This window comes from Acerihabitans arboris (assembly GCF_010131535.1).
GTDB lineage: Bacteria > Pseudomonadota > Gammaproteobacteria > Enterobacterales > Enterobacteriaceae > Acerihabitans > Acerihabitans arboris.
The window spans coordinates 277942-293582 of record NZ_WUBS01000006.1 but is presented as its reverse complement, the minus strand read 5'-3'; the positions used below and the strand labels follow the sequence as shown (position 1 = coordinate 293582).

Here is a 15641-nt window from a genome sequence, read left to right as displayed (position 1 = left end):
CCGGCGAGGGCGGACGGGCGAGAGCGGCGGTGGTCGGGGTAATTTCATTGCTGGCATTCAAACCGAACTGCCCGTCTAACCCTTCCGACACGATATAGAAGCGATAGGTTGTTCCAGGCGTTAAATTGGCGATGGTAATACTGTTCGCCGCCGTGATGTCCGCCAGGCCGCCGTTTTGGTATATCCAGTAGCGTGATACCGGCGCGGTGCCGTCGGTGCCGGTATCCCATTGCAGGCTTATCGAAGTGGGGGTGATGGCGGTCGCCCTCAGATTGACCGGCGAGGGTGGGCGCGGTAGCGGAAGCGCGGCGGTGGTGGGGGTAATTGTATTACTGGCATACGCGCCTAATTGCCCATTGGCCGCTTCGGACCAGATATAGAAACTGTACTGCGTTGCCGGGCTTAACCCGGTGATGGTGATGCCGTTTGCCGCCGTGCTGTTTACCTCCGATCCGTTTTGAAAAATCCTATATCTTGCAACCGGCAAGGAACCGTCGGTGCCGGTATCCCATTGCAAGGTTACCGAGGTGGCGGCGATGGCTGTCGCGCGCAGATTAACCGGTGAAGAAGGACGAAGGGTAGTTCCTAATGTGGTTACGGTGATGGTATTGCTGGGATTCAGGCTATCAGTGCCATACCACGACGCAGTAACATAAAATTGATATGTTGTGGCTGGCGTTAGGCCCTCAATAGTGCCACCGATATAGTTTTGGCCTATTATCTGACGGCCGTCTTGGTATATTGAATAAGCTGTTGGATTCACTTCGCCATCGTTTGCAAGCTCCCAATGTAAGGACACCGATGTATAGAGTATGTTGTAGGCTTGCAGATTAATTGGCGAGTGCGGGCGTGTTTCGGCCAAGCCGGGATCTTGATAATTCATGTTTGACATAATTTATTTTCCTCATGCTATGGTATTTTTTATGATTTAAATACAGCCTGCAATCGTTGCTTAATCGTGTTGTAGAACATTGATATATATATGATATCAATCAGAATATTTTCATGGAGGATATTTTTTGAAAAGGTTTATTTGTTTGTTTAACCAAAAATTTATTTTAAAATACGTCATATTAAACGTAATCGCCGCTTGAAGATTATATGTGTTTAAGTCCTGGTGTCAATTGCTAAATATGGCACGTTTCCTTAAAAAATAATTTATTCTAGCGACTAAAGATATGGCTAATAACCCGATTTGCCAAAAGTGGAGAAAATTTTAAAAAACTGTTGATATTTTTCTTAAAATAGATATTATTTTGTGGGATGCTTGAGCGATTTTAATTGATGAGAATTATCTAATGCGTGATATTATTAAATTTTAACGCCTAATGCCCTGGAGCCATTCCCTGCTAATTTTTTTAAGAAATGTCAAAATTCATTAACAAATTGAGCCGATGAAGTTATTAACCAGTCTGAGAGTGGCGCGGCTAGATATGTATTATCCGCGCCAAAATTTTCAGAAGCGGCATTGCTAAGGGTAGCCGTTATAATCTTGGAATGAGCTAAGGCGTGCATAATCAAGTGTGTGCACCAGCTAGCGGGCGGTGGCGACGGCAGCGGCGATATCGGTGCCAATCCCTTGGCAACGGGAATGACGCGGCTGCGTATCAGCCGGCCTTTCTGCGGCAGCGCGGCCTGGAGATCGAGCGCGGGGCGCTGGCTACGGACAAAAACAGAATTCGCCGCCGGATGCCAACAATCCCCTGCTCTAGATCGCCGAGTCGCAAGTCTTGCGGTCCAGTTGCTAACATCAACGTCGCGAGATGCCTTAATCGCAACGCAGATTATCGTTTTTCATCCTTAGGCTATTCACTACCAGGATAATGCGGATGGTGAGGCGACTGCGATGGATAACCGTCAGGGAAGGGTGGATAATAATATAGTGAGGCCAATGTTGTTACCGTTAAACTACTTTGTGCGGATTCCTCACCTTGCAGCGATACGGTAGAAATATAAAAGGTATAGGAAGTATTAGGTTGCAGATGTTCAATGGAGGCCGAAATATGATTTATCTCTGTAACGTAAATTGGCGTTGATTCCGGATCGGTTACGCGTATATTCCAAAAAAATTGATAAGGCGGAATAAGCGGGAACTGCCAGACTAACACAACTGAGGTGTCCGTTATTATTGTCGCTGAAAAATCAGTTGGCGGGTCCAATAATGATATCGGAAAGCTGTTGTCTTGATTAAATTTTTGCGTCATTATGGCACTCCTTAATGCATTGGCTGCTAATCGAAAAAACGGTTTAATTTACAAGAAATAAATATATCATTCGCGTTCGCTTGGCTTATCTATAAATTTCTGCGTGCTAGATGGGCGGCAATGGCAACTGTATATTATTTCATGCTTTCTGTGCTGTATTTGTCTTGATTTTAATTTAATTTGCTCACCAGAATGAACGTCATTATAAAACATCAGTTAACGTCGTTAAATTTGAATTATCGATATCATCAAATCGGTCTGGTTATCATAACGAAAAATTGTTCTGGTAAACTAAAGGTATCACACACCATAAAAGCGTCAATTGCTTAATTTGACTGTTTAATTGTGGATATTGGCAGGTTGGGATTATCCTGGGCCGTAATTACCACCTTATCATTATCAGTAGCAGTTCATTATCAGTAGCAGTTGAATGATGTCCAGAGGGCTAGCTCACTCCCCCCGTGACCATCTGGACAATATGCTGTTGCGGATAAAAGGCTAGCGTACCCTTTTCCTTTAACGCGGCCAGAATATAGTGCGGGTCATGCCGCCTGGGATCGAGCAGCAGTCCGACCACCGTGCCGCTGTGGGCGACGTTAAGGCCGTACAGGTCATGATGCTCGACAACGCCAAGCAACGTCTCGAACGCCGCTTTGGGCAGCAGCAGGTTGCGCGCGCGGGCGCTAAGCGTGGTGGCTTCGCCCAGCAGGCGCGGGGATTGAGCGGCACAGCTTTGCTGGAATAACCGCCAGACGCGATCGAGCGGCTCGGCCTGCGCGCGCAGCTCATCATCGCCGATACGGCGATGACACGCGGCGGTGGTAAGCCGATGCGGACTTTCCAAAATAATAATATCCAACTGTGGCAGCCAGGAGTGGGGAATTCGGCAACTGCCGTGGCGGTGATCGAACAATGTCAGCGCCTTGAAAACCGTGCTGTCGGTGGGCTCCAGCCGCAGGCAAAGCCGGGCCAGGGTGTTTTCATCAAGCGTGCGGTTAAGCCAGCGGGCGGCGGCGACCGCGGTGGCGGCGATATCGGCGGTGCTGCTGGCCAAGCCCTTGGCGACAGGAATGGTGGAGCGGCATTCGATACGCAGCGGCGGCAGGATCGCCGAATCGAAGCCAAAATGGCCGATAACCTGGTTTAGCATCCGGCGGCTCAGCGGTCGTTCGTCGGCCGCGGGCAACCCCTCGCTCACCTGCACCTCGCTGTACCAGGCGATAGGGCAGGACACCAGCTTTTCGCCGCCGAGGATCCAGCCCTGCAGCAGCTCGCCGCAGGAGGCCGGGCAGCGCGCCTCAGCCATAGTTAAGCACCTCGCCTAAGGCCTCGAGCAGACGGCGGTTATCCGCCCCCCCTTTAATCGCCACGCGATAATAATCGCCGGACAGGCCGGGATAGTTGGCGCAGCTGCGTATCAGCAGGCCTTTTTGCAACAGCGCGGCCTGGAGATCGAGCGCGCGGCGCTGGCAACGGAAAAAAATATAGTTCGCCGCCGGGCGCCAAACCTTGAGCGCGGGCAGGGCGCTAAGCCCCCCATACAGGTAAGTCTGCTGCTCTTGCAGCCACCGCATCGCGTCACGCTGATATTCCAGGTCATCCAGCACCACCTCGCCCGCCAGCGCGGCAAAGGCGTTAATGGTCCAGGGCGGTCGGCGCTCGCGTAGCCGCGCCATGGCCTGCGTGTCGCTGCCGAGCATATAACCCAGCCGCAGGCCGGGGATGGCGTAAAATTTGGTCAGCGAACGCAGGACAAACAGGTTGGGAAAGTCGCCCAGGCGGTTTATCACACTTACGCCGTCGGGAATAAAGTCCATAAAGGCTTCATCCACCACCAGCGTAATCGCCAGCTCGCGGCAGCGGCGGGCAATGGCCAGCAAGAGATCGGTTGCAATCAACTGGCCGGTGGGATTATTGGGCGTACAGAGAAACAGCGCGTCGATACCGGGGCGCAGCGCCGCCGGCAGGCGGTGGTCGGGGCTAAAATCATCGCTTTCCGTCAGCGGAAAGTCCTCGACGCGGCAGTCCATGCCCTTTAACGCCAGGCGGTACTCGGCAAAGCCCGGCGTCGGCAGCAGCACGGTTTTACCGCGCAGCAGGAAAGCCAGGTCATAAATCAGCTCGGTGGCGCCGTTGCCGGCCAGTATCCAGGACGCGGGGCATTGATGATGCGCGGCCAGCCGGTCATGCAGCCGGCGATAAAGCGGATCGGGGTAACGCTCCGCCAGCGACCAGTGCGCGGCCAGCGCCCGCTTAAGGCTTGCGGGCATGCCGAGCGGGTTGATATTGGCGCTGAAATCCACGATCGAAGTTTCATCCACCCCCAGCTTTAACGCCATGTCCAGCACGTTGCCGCCGTGCTGATTGGGTAACGCCATGGTTAACTCCCGGCAAACATATTTATAAGGCATACGGTTGGATCCGCGCGGCCACGGCACCCATATTCTAATCAATACAGCCAGTCCCGCGCGGCCGCGCCAGCGATATCACAAGGATTGCAGCAGCGACAGCGAGGCGACCTCGCCGATCACAATCAGCGACGGCGCCGCCAGTCCCGCCCGCGCGCTCCGTTCCGCCAGGGTGGACAGGGTGGCCAGCACCATACGCTGTTCGGGATGGCTGGCGTTCATTACCACCGCCGCCGGGGTATCCGCGTCGCGGCCATGGGTTATCAGCTGCCGGCAGATTTCCGCCAGCCGCGACATGCCCATCAGGATCACCAGCGTGCCCTCCAACTGCGCCAGCACCCGCCAGTTGTGCGGATCCTTGCCGTCGCGCAGATGGCCGGTGATGACATGGAACGACGAGGCAAAATCACGGTGGGTCACCGGGATGCCGGCGCGCGCCAGCCCGCCGATGGCGGAGGTAATGCCCGGCACCACTTCGCAGGGGATGCCGGCGCGCGCCAGCGCCTCGGCCTCTTCGCCGCCGCGGCCGAAGACAAATGGATCGCCGCCTTTCAGGCGCACCACCTCACGTCCCATGCCGGCCTGTTCGATCAGGATGGCGTTGATCCGATCCTGCGGGATCGGGTGATGATCCGCGCGTTTGCCCACGTCAATCATCTCGCAATGCGCCGGGGCCTCCGCCAGCAGCAGCGGATTGACCAGGCGATCGTAGACTACCGCGTCGGCCCGGCGCAGGCAATCCATGCCCATTAGCGTAATCAGCCTGGGATCGCCCGGGCCGGCGCCCACCAGCCATACCTTACCCGACATGTTGCACCTCTTGTGTTGGCGCCAGACCGACGCGCATGACGTCGCGGGCGATCATCAGTTCTTCATTGGTAGGGATCACCGTAACCATTACCGGCGCGCCCTCCTGCTGAATAAACGTGGCATGACGCTTATTTTTATTATCGTCCAGGCGGATGCCCAGGAAACCGAGATTCCGGCAGACCTCACGGCGGATGCCGGCGGAATTTTCGCCGATGCCGGCGGTAAAAATCACCACGTCCACGCCGTCCATTACGGTGGCGTAAGCGCCGATAACGGCGCGGATGCGATCGGTAAACATGGCCAGCGCCAGCGCCGCGCGGTGATTGCCGGATTCAGCGGCGCTTACGATATCACGACAGTCATTGGAGATCCCAGACACCCCAAGCAGCCCGGAGGCGTTATTCATGATCTCAAGCAATTGTTGTGCAGATTTATGGTCATGTTCGCTAATAAACGGCAGGATCGACGGGTCGATATCGCCGCAGCGGGTGCCCATCATCAGCCCGGCCAGCGGGGTAAAGCCCATCGAGGTGGCCACCGACCGGCCGCCGTCGATGGCGCAGACGCTGGCGCCGTTGCCAAGGTGACAGGAGATAATGCGTAAATCCCGGCGGCCCAGCAGCCCGGCGCAGGCCTCGGCCACGTATTTATGGCTGGTGCCGTGAAAACCGTAGCGGCGAATGCCATAATCCTGGTAATAACGATAGGGCAGCGGATAGAGATACCCGGCCTCATTGATGGTCTGGTGAAACGACGTATCGAATACGCCGACGGCGACGGCGTGCGGCAATCGCCGCTGGAACGCCCGGATGCCGCGGGCGTTGACCGGGTTATGGATCGGCGCCAGGGCGCCGAGCCGTTCAATTTCGTCCAGCGCCGCGTCGTCTATAACCGCGGAATCCTTGAAAAACTCGCCGCCGTGGGCCACCCGGTGGCCGACGCCGTCGATCTGCGCCAGGGAAGCGACGATACCGCTTTGCAGCAGGGTGTCCAGCAGGTGCTCCGCCGCCTGCTGATGATTGTCGAGCGCCACGTTGGCCTGCTGCTTGCCGGCGCCGGCGCGCAGGGTAAAGGCGGCGCTGCCGGTGCCCAGTCGTTCGAACAATCCTTTCGCCAGGGTGATTTCCTCCGGCATGGAAAACAGTTCGAATTTAAGCGACGAGCTGCCGGAATTAACGGCCATAATAAGGTGTGTCATCTGTTACTCCGGGAAAGGTTATTCCAGATACGTCAGCAGCGGCGTGATACCTTGGCGCCGTGTGGCCGACACCATAAATAGGGGGCCCGCGCCCGCTTGCTTTAGTTGATTAATAACGAAGGCTTTTTGTTTCTCATCGACAGGTATATCGCCCTTGGTAATAATGCCGATCACCGGCTTATTAAACAGGGTGGCGAACATCGGCGAAAAATAGCCGTTCTCATTGTCCAGGCTTTGCACCAGGCCGACGATATCCGCCTCATAGGAGCCGGAGAGCAGCGCGCTGTAAAAATGGCGATTCTCGATATATTCCCCCGGGCTGTCGATGGCGTCGGGCAGGTAGACCAGCGCCTGTGTTTTTTGATAGACCAGCGGATCGCCGCGCAGGCACTGCAACAGCGTGGTTTTTCCGGACTGGCTGGGACCAAGCAGCATCAGGCGTTTCATGGCTCAGGTCCGGGTTAGCGCGCAGGGGGTGAATTTCATCATTTCACCCAGGGTATAAAGCACCTGTTTCAAGGCATATTCCACCGAGGACACATCGCCGCAAATAATCACCGCGCCGGTAAACCGATCGATAAAACCGATTTTTATCGCGCCGGACTTGGTGGCGATATCGCTGGCGATAATGGAGGCTTCGCTGGGCGTAATAGTCAGGATGCCGATGGCGTTATCGTCTTCGTTAAGCCCCAGCTTTTTATAGATATCCTTATTGGGGTTGGCAATTAAATGCGCCAGGGTAATCTGTTTGCCGGGAACATATTCCTGTATTACGCGCTCGGTTTTTATATCGCTATTCATAGAGGCCTGCTTATTGGCTATATCACGGCGTGGATAATCGCCGCGATATCGTTATCCGTCGCCGGGCGCGGATTGGTGGTTAACGTGGCGTCGTTTAGCGCCGCGCGGATCATATTGGCTTCGGCCAGACGTATTTTTTCCGCGCCGATGGCAAGCCCGCCCAGGCCGGACGGTATGCCGACCTGGCGTTTCAGCAGGCCGATATGGTTAAGCAACTGGTTCAGCCCGGCGCGATCGTCGCTTTGGTGCGCCGCCAGGCCGCAGAGCCTGGCCAGGCGGGCATACTTTTTCGCCGCCCGCGCATCCTGGCTGTTAAAGCGGATAACCTCGGCCAGCAGCAGGGCGTTGGCCAGGCCGTGCGCCACGTGCAACTGCCCGCCGAACTGGTGGGCGATGGCATGGTTTAATCCCAGCCCGGCCTGGCTGAACGCCATGCCGGCCAGGGTCGAGGCGTTGTGCATTTTTTCCCGCGTGCGCAGGCAATTCCCCGTGGCGAAGGCGTCGGGCAGGTGGCGGAACACCATCTGCGCCGCTTTCTCCGCCAGCGCGTCGCTGAAATCGCTGGCGCCGGTGGACACATAGGCTTCTATGGCATGGGTCAGTACGTCCATGCCGGTATTGGCGGTGACCGCCGGCGGCACCGACACCACCAGCTGCGGATCGAGCAGGGCGATATCGGGATAGATCTCATCGTTGAACAGGGGATATTTGATCCCCAGGACCGGGTCGCTGATAACGCTGGCGCTGGTGACCTCGGACCCGGTGCCGCTGGTGGTGGGAATGGCGATAAAGGTGTCGATGGCGATCCCCGCCCGGCGGCCGAAAAATACCATCGCCTTGGCGGCGTCGATGGCGGATCCGCCGCCGAAGCCGACCACCACCTGCGGCCTTACCGTTTGCAGCCGTTCGATGCCGGCCACCACGGTGGCGATGGGTGGATCCGGCATGATATCGCTGAACAGGGTGACCCGATCGGCATCCAGGTGTTCCAGCAGGCGCGCGATAGCGCCGCCCTTGGCCAGGAAACCGTCGCACACCACCCAGGTTTTTTTATCCCGGTAGCGCTCGAGTCGCCGCAGGCTGTCGGTGCCGCTGTAGACGCGGGTCGGGATGACAAAACGTTTCATCGTCTTTCCTCTATTCAACGAAACCGGCTCAACGGATGGAAAACGCGTTGGTCAACACGCAGCGGCGATGGCGGGCGAAGGTGCGCGCCGAGGTGGTGCCTTCACCGGTCGGGGTGGCGATGGTAAAGGTGGCAAACCCTTCGGCGCCCACGCCGATGCCGGCGTAGGACGGGCCGTTTTTGACAAAAATCGAGGTTTGCAGCAGCCTGGCCGCCTTATTGAGCCGCGAGACGTTTTGCGAATGCATGGTGGCGGTATGGTGCAGCCCGCCTTCCACCTTGAGCGCCAGACGCAGCCCGCTGTCGAAATCACGGACCCGCACCACCGGCAGGATCGGCATCAACTGCTCCACCGACACCAACAGATCATCGGCGTCCACCTCGACCAACAGCAGGCGCGGCGCTTTATCCGGCGCCGGCAGGCCGGCGGCTTTCAGCAGCTCCAGCGGGCTTTTGCCCACCAGCGCCTTATTGGCGTGGCCGTCGATAATGGCTATCTGGCGCAGCTTGGCGATATTGGCGTCTCCCGACACCATCAGCGCGCCGCATTTTTGCATTTCGGCCAGCAGGGCGTCCGCCACGCTTTCCACCACTATCAGGCTTTTTTCGGCGGTGCAGGGCAGGTTGTAGTCAAACGACGCCCCGCTGACGATATCCTGCGCCGCTTTATCCAGCACGGCGGTTTCATCCACCAGGCTCGGCGGGTTGCCGGCGCCGGCGCCGATGGTCTTTTTGCCGCTTTTCAGCGCCATATTGACGATGCCGGGACCGCCGGTAATCGCCAGCAGGGCTATCTGCGGGTGCTTCATCATCTGTTGGGTGGAATCGAAGCTCGGTTCGCGCAGGCAGGTCACCAGGTTATGGATGCCGCAGGCGGTGAAAATAATCGATTCGATTTGCTCAATCAGCCATAGCGATACATTTTTGGCGCCCGGATGCGGGCTGAAAAAGACGGCGTTGCCGGCGGCCAGCATGCTGATGCAGTTGTTGATAATGGTCTCGGTGGGGTTGGTGCTGGGCGCCACCGAGCCGATTACGCCGAACGGCGAGTACTCGAACAGCACCATGCCTTCGTCGCCGGTAATCGCCTCGGTAACCAGGTCTTCCACGCCGGGGGTTTTCTCCAGCGCCACGCGGTTTTTCAGCAGCTTATCCTCGACCTTGCCCATGCCGGTTTCCTCGGCGCCGCGCTCGGCCAGCGCCTGCAAATGCGGCACCAGCTCACGGCGGATGGCGGAAATCGTCGCGCTGCGCGTTTTCAGCGGGCACTGTTGATAGGCCAGGAACGCCTTATGGGCGGCGCCGACCGCCTGGTCGACATCGTCGAACAGGGCCGTGGTGGTATTCTCGCGGCGGGCCGGTTCGAGTTTTTCGCTAAGGATGGTGCGGATCAGCGTTTCCAGTTCGTTATTGTTCATGACTCTTTCCCTACATTACATTGTGTGATTGCCCATTGGGCGATGTGCCGGTCCTGGTCGACGGTGCCGCCGCTGATGCCCAGCCCGCCGATCAAAAGGCCTGCGCGGTAGAGCGGATACCCGCCGCCAAAGGTGACAATCCTGCCGCCCGACGAGGCTTCCAGTTGATAAAGGTCGGCGCCGGGCTGGACCGCCGGGCCAAGATTGTGCGTGGCGGTTTTCAGCGCCACGGCGGTAAACGCTTTTTTGGGCGCCAGATCGAGCGAGACCAGCAGCGCGCCGGCCATACGGTAGGTGATGACCGGATTGCCGTGGCGGTCGACCATGGCCATTACCACCGGCACCCCCAGCTCATCGGCCGCCGCCATCGCCGCCCGCAGCAGGCGATGGACCAGCATAAAATCCGGTTCATCCGGAGCCTGGGGGGACGCCGTGCCATTATCAACGACCTTGTGACCGCCGGCGCTTCGGTCCGCGTTGTCGCCGGCGCAAGCCCTGGTTTGGCCAGCGGCAGATCCTTCACTCGCCCGGTAGCGTCGTAATACCTCGCCGACGACGGCATCGGTTTCGGCACACCGATCCTCAACGCGGGCCAAGGCATATAGACAGTCCGACAGCCGGTTGAGGTAACGCAGCAGTTCCGCGCGCACGGGAATCTCATCCGCCAGTTGCACCAGCAGCCGCTCGGCGCGCCGCGCCACGGTGCGCGCCAGATGCAGCTGGCTGCCGGCGGCGCTGTCGCCGGGCAGGACAAAACCTGTCACCGGCGGCAGCGCCGCCATGCAGCGGTCGATGGCCCGCTCCAGCTGGGTTATCTGTACGTCGCCCAGGCGCTGGACGCTGTCGTCCCTTAGTTCGGGCCGGTCGTCCGCCAGTTCCGCACCGAGCCAGAACAGCTGATGCTGGATATCGAGCAGCAACTGGCGGTTATGCGCATCGCGCACCTGGTGGGTGGCTACCGCCAGGCAGGCGTTAAGCTCATCCACCGTGCCGTAGGCGGCGACGCGCGGATGGTATTTTTTGATGCGTTGCCCGCCGATAAGCGACGTGGTGCCCTTATCGCCGGTTTTGGTATAGATGCCCATGCGCGCTCCTTACCCGTCCGCCGTTAGGGAACAATAGTGTCGACGATGCCGACGATCGCCAGGTCGATGGCCTGGTTGGGCTCGGCGAACACCCAGCGCGCCGACGCGCCCCGCGCCAGCAGCACTATCTCGCCCTCGCCGGCGCCGACCGAATCCACCGCCACTTCCTGCTGCGTGAATCCGTTGGAGGGAGAGCCGTCGATATTGACCGGTTCGACCACCATCAATTTTTTACCCAGCAGCGAGGGCGCCTTCTGCGTCGACACCACCGAACCGATTACGCGAGCCAGTTGCATGTTCTAGTCCTGCCTGTAAAGTTGAAGACGACGTTTAGCGATTTCATCGCGGGCCAGCGCGGTCAGCAGCACGTGGCGCGCCACCACCAGATAGCCGGCCGGCAGCGGACGGATATCGGCGTAGCCGGCCACCGCGCGCGCCAGCAGGTGAACCGGGCTGTTGTCCGGGGTGCATAAGCGCAGCGGCAGCCGAAGCAGGCCGGCCACCGGCAGCAGGCCGAAGCAGCCGCGATCGATTTCAAGCCGTACCCGCATACCGTCGCGCCAGGCCTGCCGGATCGCGTTAAGCGCCGCATCCTCCTGCCGGCCGTCGGCCAACCGGCGCAAAAAAGCCGACGTGGTGTCCGTCACCCGAAGGCGGGCGTGGCGCAGGGCGGCGTCCGCCGGCCAGCCGCTGGTTAACTGCGGCAGCGACAACACCAGTTCGGCCTGCTGACGCTGTTGCAACCGCAGCAATACCTGCTCTACACATTGCGTTATCCATTGTTCCCGCAACCGCCCCTGACTCATGCCCAGCGCCCCATTAATACCGCGGTGGCGCCTTTGTCGCCGGCGTCCGCCGCATTGGCCTCGTCGGTATCAATATGCATTTCCAGGCGCATATGCTCGCCCACCCGTATCACCACATCGTCGAAGATAAGCCTGCGGCCGGTGCCGTTGAGGGCAACGCGCACCAAATCGCCCTGTTTCACGCCGAACAGCAGCGCGTCCAGCGGCGACATATGGATATGCCGCTGCGCCACGATCACGCCGTGGGGCAATTCCAGCTCGCCGTTGTTGCTGACCAGCCGGACGCCGGGGGTGTCGTCCAGGTTGCCGGACAGGCGCAGCGGCGCGTTGATGCCAAGCAGCCGGGCGTCGGTGCGGGAGATTTCCACCTGCGACTGTCCGCGCAGCGGGCCGAGTATGCGCACGTTTTTCAGGACGCCTTTCGGACCGACCAGGTTGACCACCTGTTCGGAGGCGAACTGTCCCGGCTGATACAGATCTTTTTTGAAGATCAGCGGCCGGCCTGGAAACAGATGTTCATAATCCTCGAGGGACAGGTGCAAATGCCGGTTCGATATGCCAAGCGGCACGGGCCGCCGCCGCATATCGAGCAGTACGTTTTCCACCAGGGACTTCAACGCCAAAGTTTCCATCTGACTTAGCCTCTTTCTCCGTCATGAATGCATGTCGCGCGTGGTTCGCCTTTACGGCGCGGACAGGCCGGGTCGTGGCATAAATTACACTCGCCCGGCACCGGCCCGGGCAGGTCCGGCAATGTTGCCGGTTCGCCGCTTATCCCGGTCGGGGGCATATCCCCAGGCTGGTCCACGCTTTCCTTCGCCAGCGCAGACTTTGCCTCCCCCACCGGTTCAACGGCGGAAACCGAGGCCTGCGTCGGTTTTAGCGACGTCGTCGCTTCAGGCGCGGATGCCGCCGACAGCGCCGTCCTATCAGGCGCCGCCGGCAGGACCGGCTTATCGACGCCCGGCCAGCCGTCCAGTCCATCGGCGGGGCGGGCGATTACCCGCTCGGCCACCCAGCCGTTTTCCAGGCGCGCCAGCGTCGCGCCGTTGGCTATGGCTGAATTAACCGCCGCCACGTCGCCGGTAATGGTTATCAGCATCCAGCCGGAACCGTTGGTTTTTTCAATGCCGGTGATGGCAACGCTCGCCGCCTTGGCCATGGTGTCCGCCGCCTTGACGGCTAGCGCCAGACCGGCGACTTCAAGTAAACCCAGTGAGGTTTTCACACGGCCGCCCTCGGGTTATTCACCCAGTACCGGGGTTGATTTAGGCAAAAAGCCCTCGACGTCCGAGTGCGGACGAGGAATAACGTGGGTGGACACCACGTTGCCGACGCCCTGGGCCGCCGCCGCGCCGGCGTCGACCGCGGCCTTGACCGCGCCCACGTCGCCGCGCACCATCACCGTCACCAGCCCGGAGCCAATCTTTTCATAGCCCACCAGTTGGACATTGGCCGATTTGACCATGGCGTCCGCCGCGATAATGGCGCCCACCAATCCTTTGGTTTCGATTAATCCCAATGCGTTGTTCATTCTTTCTCTCCTGTTGAGGGCGACTTAAAATAGTTGATTGCCCGGCATTATTTAAAAGGTAACCCTTTGACCAGCCTTGCCGCGTTGCAGCCCAGCCGGCGGATTTCTTGCGCCGGCAGCCGCGCGTAGTCCCGTAGGACAAACAGCGGCCGATCGACGGGTAAATGGGGATCGTGCACCACCAGGTCCCGCGCGCCGACCGCCACGCCCACCGCCAGCGGCGAGGCGTTGGCGGCCTGGTGCGCCAGGGTGGCCGGCGAGGCGTCATCATCGCCGGCGTCGTACAGGTGAAACGGAATGCCTTCTTCTTCCATGCCCAGCAGCAGCTGTCGCCAGCCGTCGCGTCCGGCGCGCCCGCATAGCGTGACGATGATGGCCGGATGGCTGATATCAGGCAGGCCCATGTTCGGCCTCCAGCGACCATGACAGCACCAATCCGGTGGCGACGGCGTTGCGCGGGCCTTCACGGCCGCGCACGTTACCCTGGCCGGCCACCAGGCGGTAGTGGGCCAGCGCGTCGGTCACCAACTGCGGGATCTCGAAGTCCAGCGCGGAGCCGCCCACCAGCACCACGAAGGGAATATCGCGAATGCTGCCGGTAGGGCTGACCTGGGCCAGCGCGCGCAGGGCATTGGTCACGAACACCCGCTGCTTGGCGCTGCGCCGCACCACGCGCACTTTCTCCAGGGCCAGGGAGCCGGGCAGCGGCACCAGGCCGTCCTCCTTTACCACCACCACCCGGGCAAACACTTCGGCCGGCAGGGGCTTTTCGAAGAACTGCACGCTACCGTCCTCATGGCGGACATGGAACAGGCTTTCCACCTTGGCCAGGGGATATTTTTTGATGTCTTCCGCCAACTGGCGCTGCTCCAGCCCCAGTTCCGAATTGATCAGCAGCGTCACCATATCGCCGGCGCCGGCCAGGTGGGTGGCGACGATCCTGCCGTTGCCGCCGATGATCGAGGCGTCGGTGGAGCCGGCGCCCAAGTCCAGGATCGCCAGCGGCCGGCGGGTGCCCGGCGTGGTCAGCGCGCCGAGGATGGCCGCCTCCGCCTCCGCGCCGCCGATGGTGACCCTGACGCCGGTCTGCTGTTGCAGCGCGTCGGCAATGTCCATCATCTGCAGGCGATCGGATTTCACCATCGCGGCGATGCCCACCGCCTGCTCCATAAAGAATTCGCCGGCCAGGCCGCCCTTGACGTTCACCGGCACGAAGGTATCCACCGCCAGCAGATCCTGGATGGCGATGGCGGCCGGATCCTTGCCGGTCAGTTCCGCCATGGTCTGGCGCACCTGCTCCAGCATGCCGCCGATGTGGGTGCCAGACTCTCCGCCGGCGTTGTCGAGCCTGCCGAGCGCGGTGACCGCCGCCATGATCTTGTCCGCCCCCTGGTGCACGTCGATGCGCGTTACCCGGTTGCCGGCATACAGCTCCAGATGCCCGGCCGGGATGGTGCGCGCCTTGACATCTCCCTTGGGGGTTTTTACCACCACGGCGGAGCGGGTGCCGATCAGCGAACGCGCCACCGGCACGATGGCGCGGGTTTCATCGGCGTTAAGCTTGAAGACGGTGGCGATGCCATAAGGATTGGACAGTTGGGTAATCACCTTGCCCGGCGCGGCCACTTCAACCGCGGCGGGCATGCCGAGCGGGATGCGCTCGATATGGCGCACCTCGTCGACAATGGGAATGGGTTGGTCCAGCCGGTTGCCGACCAGCACGCCGTCGTCGCGCTGCAAAATAGCCGCCGTAATGCGAAAGCCGGCCTTGACCGCCGCATTGATCATCGCGGCGATATCGGCAAAATCCAGTGCGGCGGGGGCAATCACGATATAGGGCTGGTCCGCCGAGCGCGTCAGCAACTCGTCGAAACCGATGGTAATGCCGGCGCCCAGCCCCAGCCCGCCCGGCGTTTTCGGGTTATGGCCGATCATGGTGGATTCGGTAATCACCGTTTCGGTGATGGTTTCCATCGCCACGTCGCCAATCACCGGCGTCGCCTCGTTGAGCCGGATAAGCGTCAGATCGGCAAGACGGATGCCGGCTTGCGCCACCGCCGCGTTTAGCGCCTGCATAATGCCGAACAGGTTGCGTTTGGTGCCCTTGATGCCGGTGGTTTCCGCCAGCGCGCTGGCGACAAACGTCAATGCCCCGCTGGAGGAGACCTGCGCCAGCGCCGCCTCGGTGGAGGAATTGCCGATATCCACCCCTACGATATAACCCATGTGCCGCTCCCGCCGCGATCCTGAT

18 protein-coding genes are annotated in these 15641 nt (G+C 59.9%); all 18 read right to left on the bottom strand.

The features are described 5' to 3' along the window. The coding region (locus GRH90_RS10690; RefSeq protein WP_162365920.1) for a fibronectin type III domain-containing protein at positions 1–892 on the bottom strand (892 nt) is incomplete at its 3' end. 913 nt (positions 893–1805) lie between these two features. Then, entirely contained in the window at positions 1806–2204 is a 399-nt protein-coding gene (locus GRH90_RS10685) for a fibronectin type III domain-containing protein (protein WP_162365919.1), read from the bottom strand. 445 nt (positions 2205–2649) lie between these two features. Continuing rightward, complete coding sequence (locus GRH90_RS10680; protein ID WP_162365918.1) at positions 2650–3510, bottom strand: GHMP family kinase ATP-binding protein; 861 nt, start codon at positions 3508–3510, stop codon at positions 2650–2652. Then, the gene (gene cobD / locus GRH90_RS10675; protein ID WP_162365917.1) at positions 3503–4582 is read right to left on the bottom strand and encodes a threonine-phosphate decarboxylase CobD; all 1080 of its coding nucleotides are present in this window, start codon (positions 4580–4582) and stop codon (positions 3503–3505) included. Before cobD ends, GRH90_RS10680 begins: the two co-directional genes overlap by 8 nt. Before the next feature lie 108 nt (positions 4583–4690). After that, the gene (gene cobA, locus GRH90_RS10670; RefSeq protein WP_162365916.1) at positions 4691–5422 is read right to left on the bottom strand and encodes a uroporphyrinogen-III C-methyltransferase; all 732 of its coding nucleotides are present in this window, start codon (positions 5420–5422) and stop codon (positions 4691–4693) included. Next, positions 5412–6620 carry an acetate/propionate family kinase gene (locus tag GRH90_RS10665; RefSeq protein WP_162365915.1) on the bottom strand — a complete coding sequence of 403 codons (1209 nt, stop codon included), beginning with the start codon at positions 6618–6620 and terminating at the stop codon, positions 5412–5414. Before GRH90_RS10665 ends, cobA begins: the two co-directional genes overlap by 11 nt. 18 nt (positions 6621–6638) lie before the next feature. Continuing rightward, on the bottom strand, positions 6639–7067 hold the full coding sequence (locus tag GRH90_RS10660) for a EutP/PduV family microcompartment system protein (RefSeq protein WP_162365914.1): 429 nt from the start codon (positions 7065–7067) through the stop codon (positions 6639–6641). 3 nt (positions 7068–7070) lie between these two features. After that, positions 7071–7421, bottom strand: a complete 351-nt coding sequence (eutS, locus tag GRH90_RS10655) for an ethanolamine utilization microcompartment protein EutS (protein ID WP_162365913.1) — start codon at positions 7419–7421, stop codon at positions 7071–7073. 17 nt (positions 7422–7438) lie between these two features. Beyond that, positions 7439–8548: a 1-propanol dehydrogenase PduQ gene (locus tag GRH90_RS10650; protein WP_162365912.1), complete on the bottom strand. Its 1110-nt coding sequence runs from the start codon at positions 8546–8548 to the stop codon at positions 7439–7441. 28 nt (positions 8549–8576) lie between these two features. Beyond that, positions 8577–9965, bottom strand: coding sequence for an aldehyde dehydrogenase family protein (locus GRH90_RS10645; RefSeq protein ID WP_162365911.1), 1389 nt, complete (start codon positions 9963–9965; stop codon positions 8577–8579). Continuing rightward, entirely contained in the window at positions 9962–11050 is a 1089-nt protein-coding gene (locus GRH90_RS10640; protein WP_162365910.1) for a cob(I)yrinic acid a,c-diamide adenosyltransferase, read from the bottom strand. The genes GRH90_RS10645 and GRH90_RS10640 overlap by 4 nt, the downstream gene beginning before the upstream one ends. A 23-nt stretch (positions 11051–11073) precedes the next feature. Continuing rightward, positions 11074–11346 carry a EutN/CcmL family microcompartment protein gene (locus GRH90_RS10635; RefSeq protein ID WP_162365909.1) on the bottom strand — a complete coding sequence of 91 codons (273 nt, stop codon included), beginning with the start codon at positions 11344–11346 and terminating at the stop codon, positions 11074–11076. A 3-nt stretch (positions 11347–11349) separates the two neighbouring features. Further along, positions 11350–11856, bottom strand: a complete 507-nt coding sequence (gene pduM, locus GRH90_RS10630; protein ID WP_162365908.1) for a PduM family microcompartment protein — start codon at positions 11854–11856, stop codon at positions 11350–11352. Next, the gene (locus GRH90_RS10625; protein WP_162365907.1) at positions 11853–12488 is read right to left on the bottom strand and encodes a phosphate propanoyltransferase; all 636 of its coding nucleotides are present in this window, start codon (positions 12486–12488) and stop codon (positions 11853–11855) included. The genes pduM and GRH90_RS10625 overlap by 4 nt, the downstream gene beginning before the upstream one ends. Before the next feature lie 5 nt (positions 12489–12493). Then, on the bottom strand, positions 12494–13084 hold the full coding sequence (locus GRH90_RS26515; RefSeq protein WP_162365906.1) for a BMC domain-containing protein: 591 nt from the start codon (positions 13082–13084) through the stop codon (positions 12494–12496). A gap of 15 nt (positions 13085–13099) precedes the next feature. Then, entirely contained in the window at positions 13100–13390 is a 291-nt protein-coding gene (pduA, locus tag GRH90_RS10615; RefSeq protein WP_162365905.1) for a propanediol utilization microcompartment protein PduA, read from the bottom strand. Positions 13391–13437: 47 nt separating this feature from the next. Continuing rightward, on the bottom strand, positions 13438–13794 hold the full coding sequence (locus GRH90_RS10610; protein WP_162365904.1) for a glycerol dehydratase reactivase beta/small subunit family protein: 357 nt from the start codon (positions 13792–13794) through the stop codon (positions 13438–13440). Further along, positions 13781–15616, bottom strand: a complete 1836-nt coding sequence (locus GRH90_RS10605; RefSeq protein ID WP_162365903.1) for a diol dehydratase reactivase subunit alpha — start codon at positions 15614–15616, stop codon at positions 13781–13783. Before GRH90_RS10605 ends, GRH90_RS10610 begins: the two co-directional genes overlap by 14 nt. Positions 15617–15641: the final 25 nt, after the last annotated feature.

What these genes read in the sequence shown, in the direction of transcription:
- GRH90_RS10635 (WP_162365909.1), bottom strand. Translation starts at nt 11,346, where the DNA reads ATGCAACTGGCTCGCGTAATCGGTTCGGTGGTGTCGACGCAGAAGGCG.
- GRH90_RS10660 (WP_162365914.1), bottom strand. Translation starts at nt 7,067, where the DNA reads ATGAAACGCCTGATGCTGCTTGGTCCCAGCCAGTCCGGAAAAACCACG.
- eutS (WP_162365913.1), bottom strand. Translation starts at nt 7,421, where the DNA reads ATGAATAGCGATATAAAAACCGAGCGCGTAATACAGGAATATGTTCCC.
- pduA (WP_162365905.1), bottom strand. Translation starts at nt 13,390, where the DNA reads ATGAACAACGCATTGGGATTAATCGAAACCAAAGGATTGGTGGGCGCC.
- GRH90_RS10610 (WP_162365904.1), bottom strand. Translation starts at nt 13,794, where the DNA reads ATGGGCCTGCCTGATATCAGCCATCCGGCCATCATCGTCACGCTATGC.
- GRH90_RS10645 (WP_162365911.1), bottom strand. Translation starts at nt 9,965, where the DNA reads ATGAACAATAACGAACTGGAAACGCTGATCCGCACCATCCTTAGCGAA.
- GRH90_RS10680 (WP_162365918.1), bottom strand. Translation starts at nt 3,510, where the DNA reads ATGGCTGAGGCGCGCTGCCCGGCCTCCTGCGGCGAGCTGCTGCAGGGC.
- pduM (WP_162365908.1), bottom strand. Translation starts at nt 11,856, where the DNA reads ATGAGTCAGGGGCGGTTGCGGGAACAATGGATAACGCAATGTGTAGAG.
- GRH90_RS10605 (WP_162365903.1), bottom strand. Translation starts at nt 15,616, where the DNA reads ATGGGTTATATCGTAGGGGTGGATATCGGCAATTCCTCCACCGAGGCG.
- GRH90_RS10685 (WP_162365919.1), bottom strand. Translation starts at nt 2,204, where the DNA reads ATGACGCAAAAATTTAATCAAGACAACAGCTTTCCGATATCATTATTG.
- GRH90_RS10650 (WP_162365912.1), bottom strand. Translation starts at nt 8,548, where the DNA reads ATGAAACGTTTTGTCATCCCGACCCGCGTCTACAGCGGCACCGACAGC.
- cobA (WP_162365916.1), bottom strand. Translation starts at nt 5,422, where the DNA reads ATGTCGGGTAAGGTATGGCTGGTGGGCGCCGGCCCGGGCGATCCCAGG.
- GRH90_RS10640 (WP_162365910.1), bottom strand. Translation starts at nt 11,050, where the DNA reads ATGGGCATCTATACCAAAACCGGCGATAAGGGCACCACGTCGCTTATC.
- GRH90_RS10625 (WP_162365907.1), bottom strand. Translation starts at nt 12,488, where the DNA reads ATGGAAACTTTGGCGTTGAAGTCCCTGGTGGAAAACGTACTGCTCGAT.
- cobD (WP_162365917.1), bottom strand. Translation starts at nt 4,582, where the DNA reads ATGGCGTTACCCAATCAGCACGGCGGCAACGTGCTGGACATGGCGTTA.
- GRH90_RS10665 (WP_162365915.1), bottom strand. Translation starts at nt 6,620, where the DNA reads ATGACACACCTTATTATGGCCGTTAATTCCGGCAGCTCGTCGCTTAAA.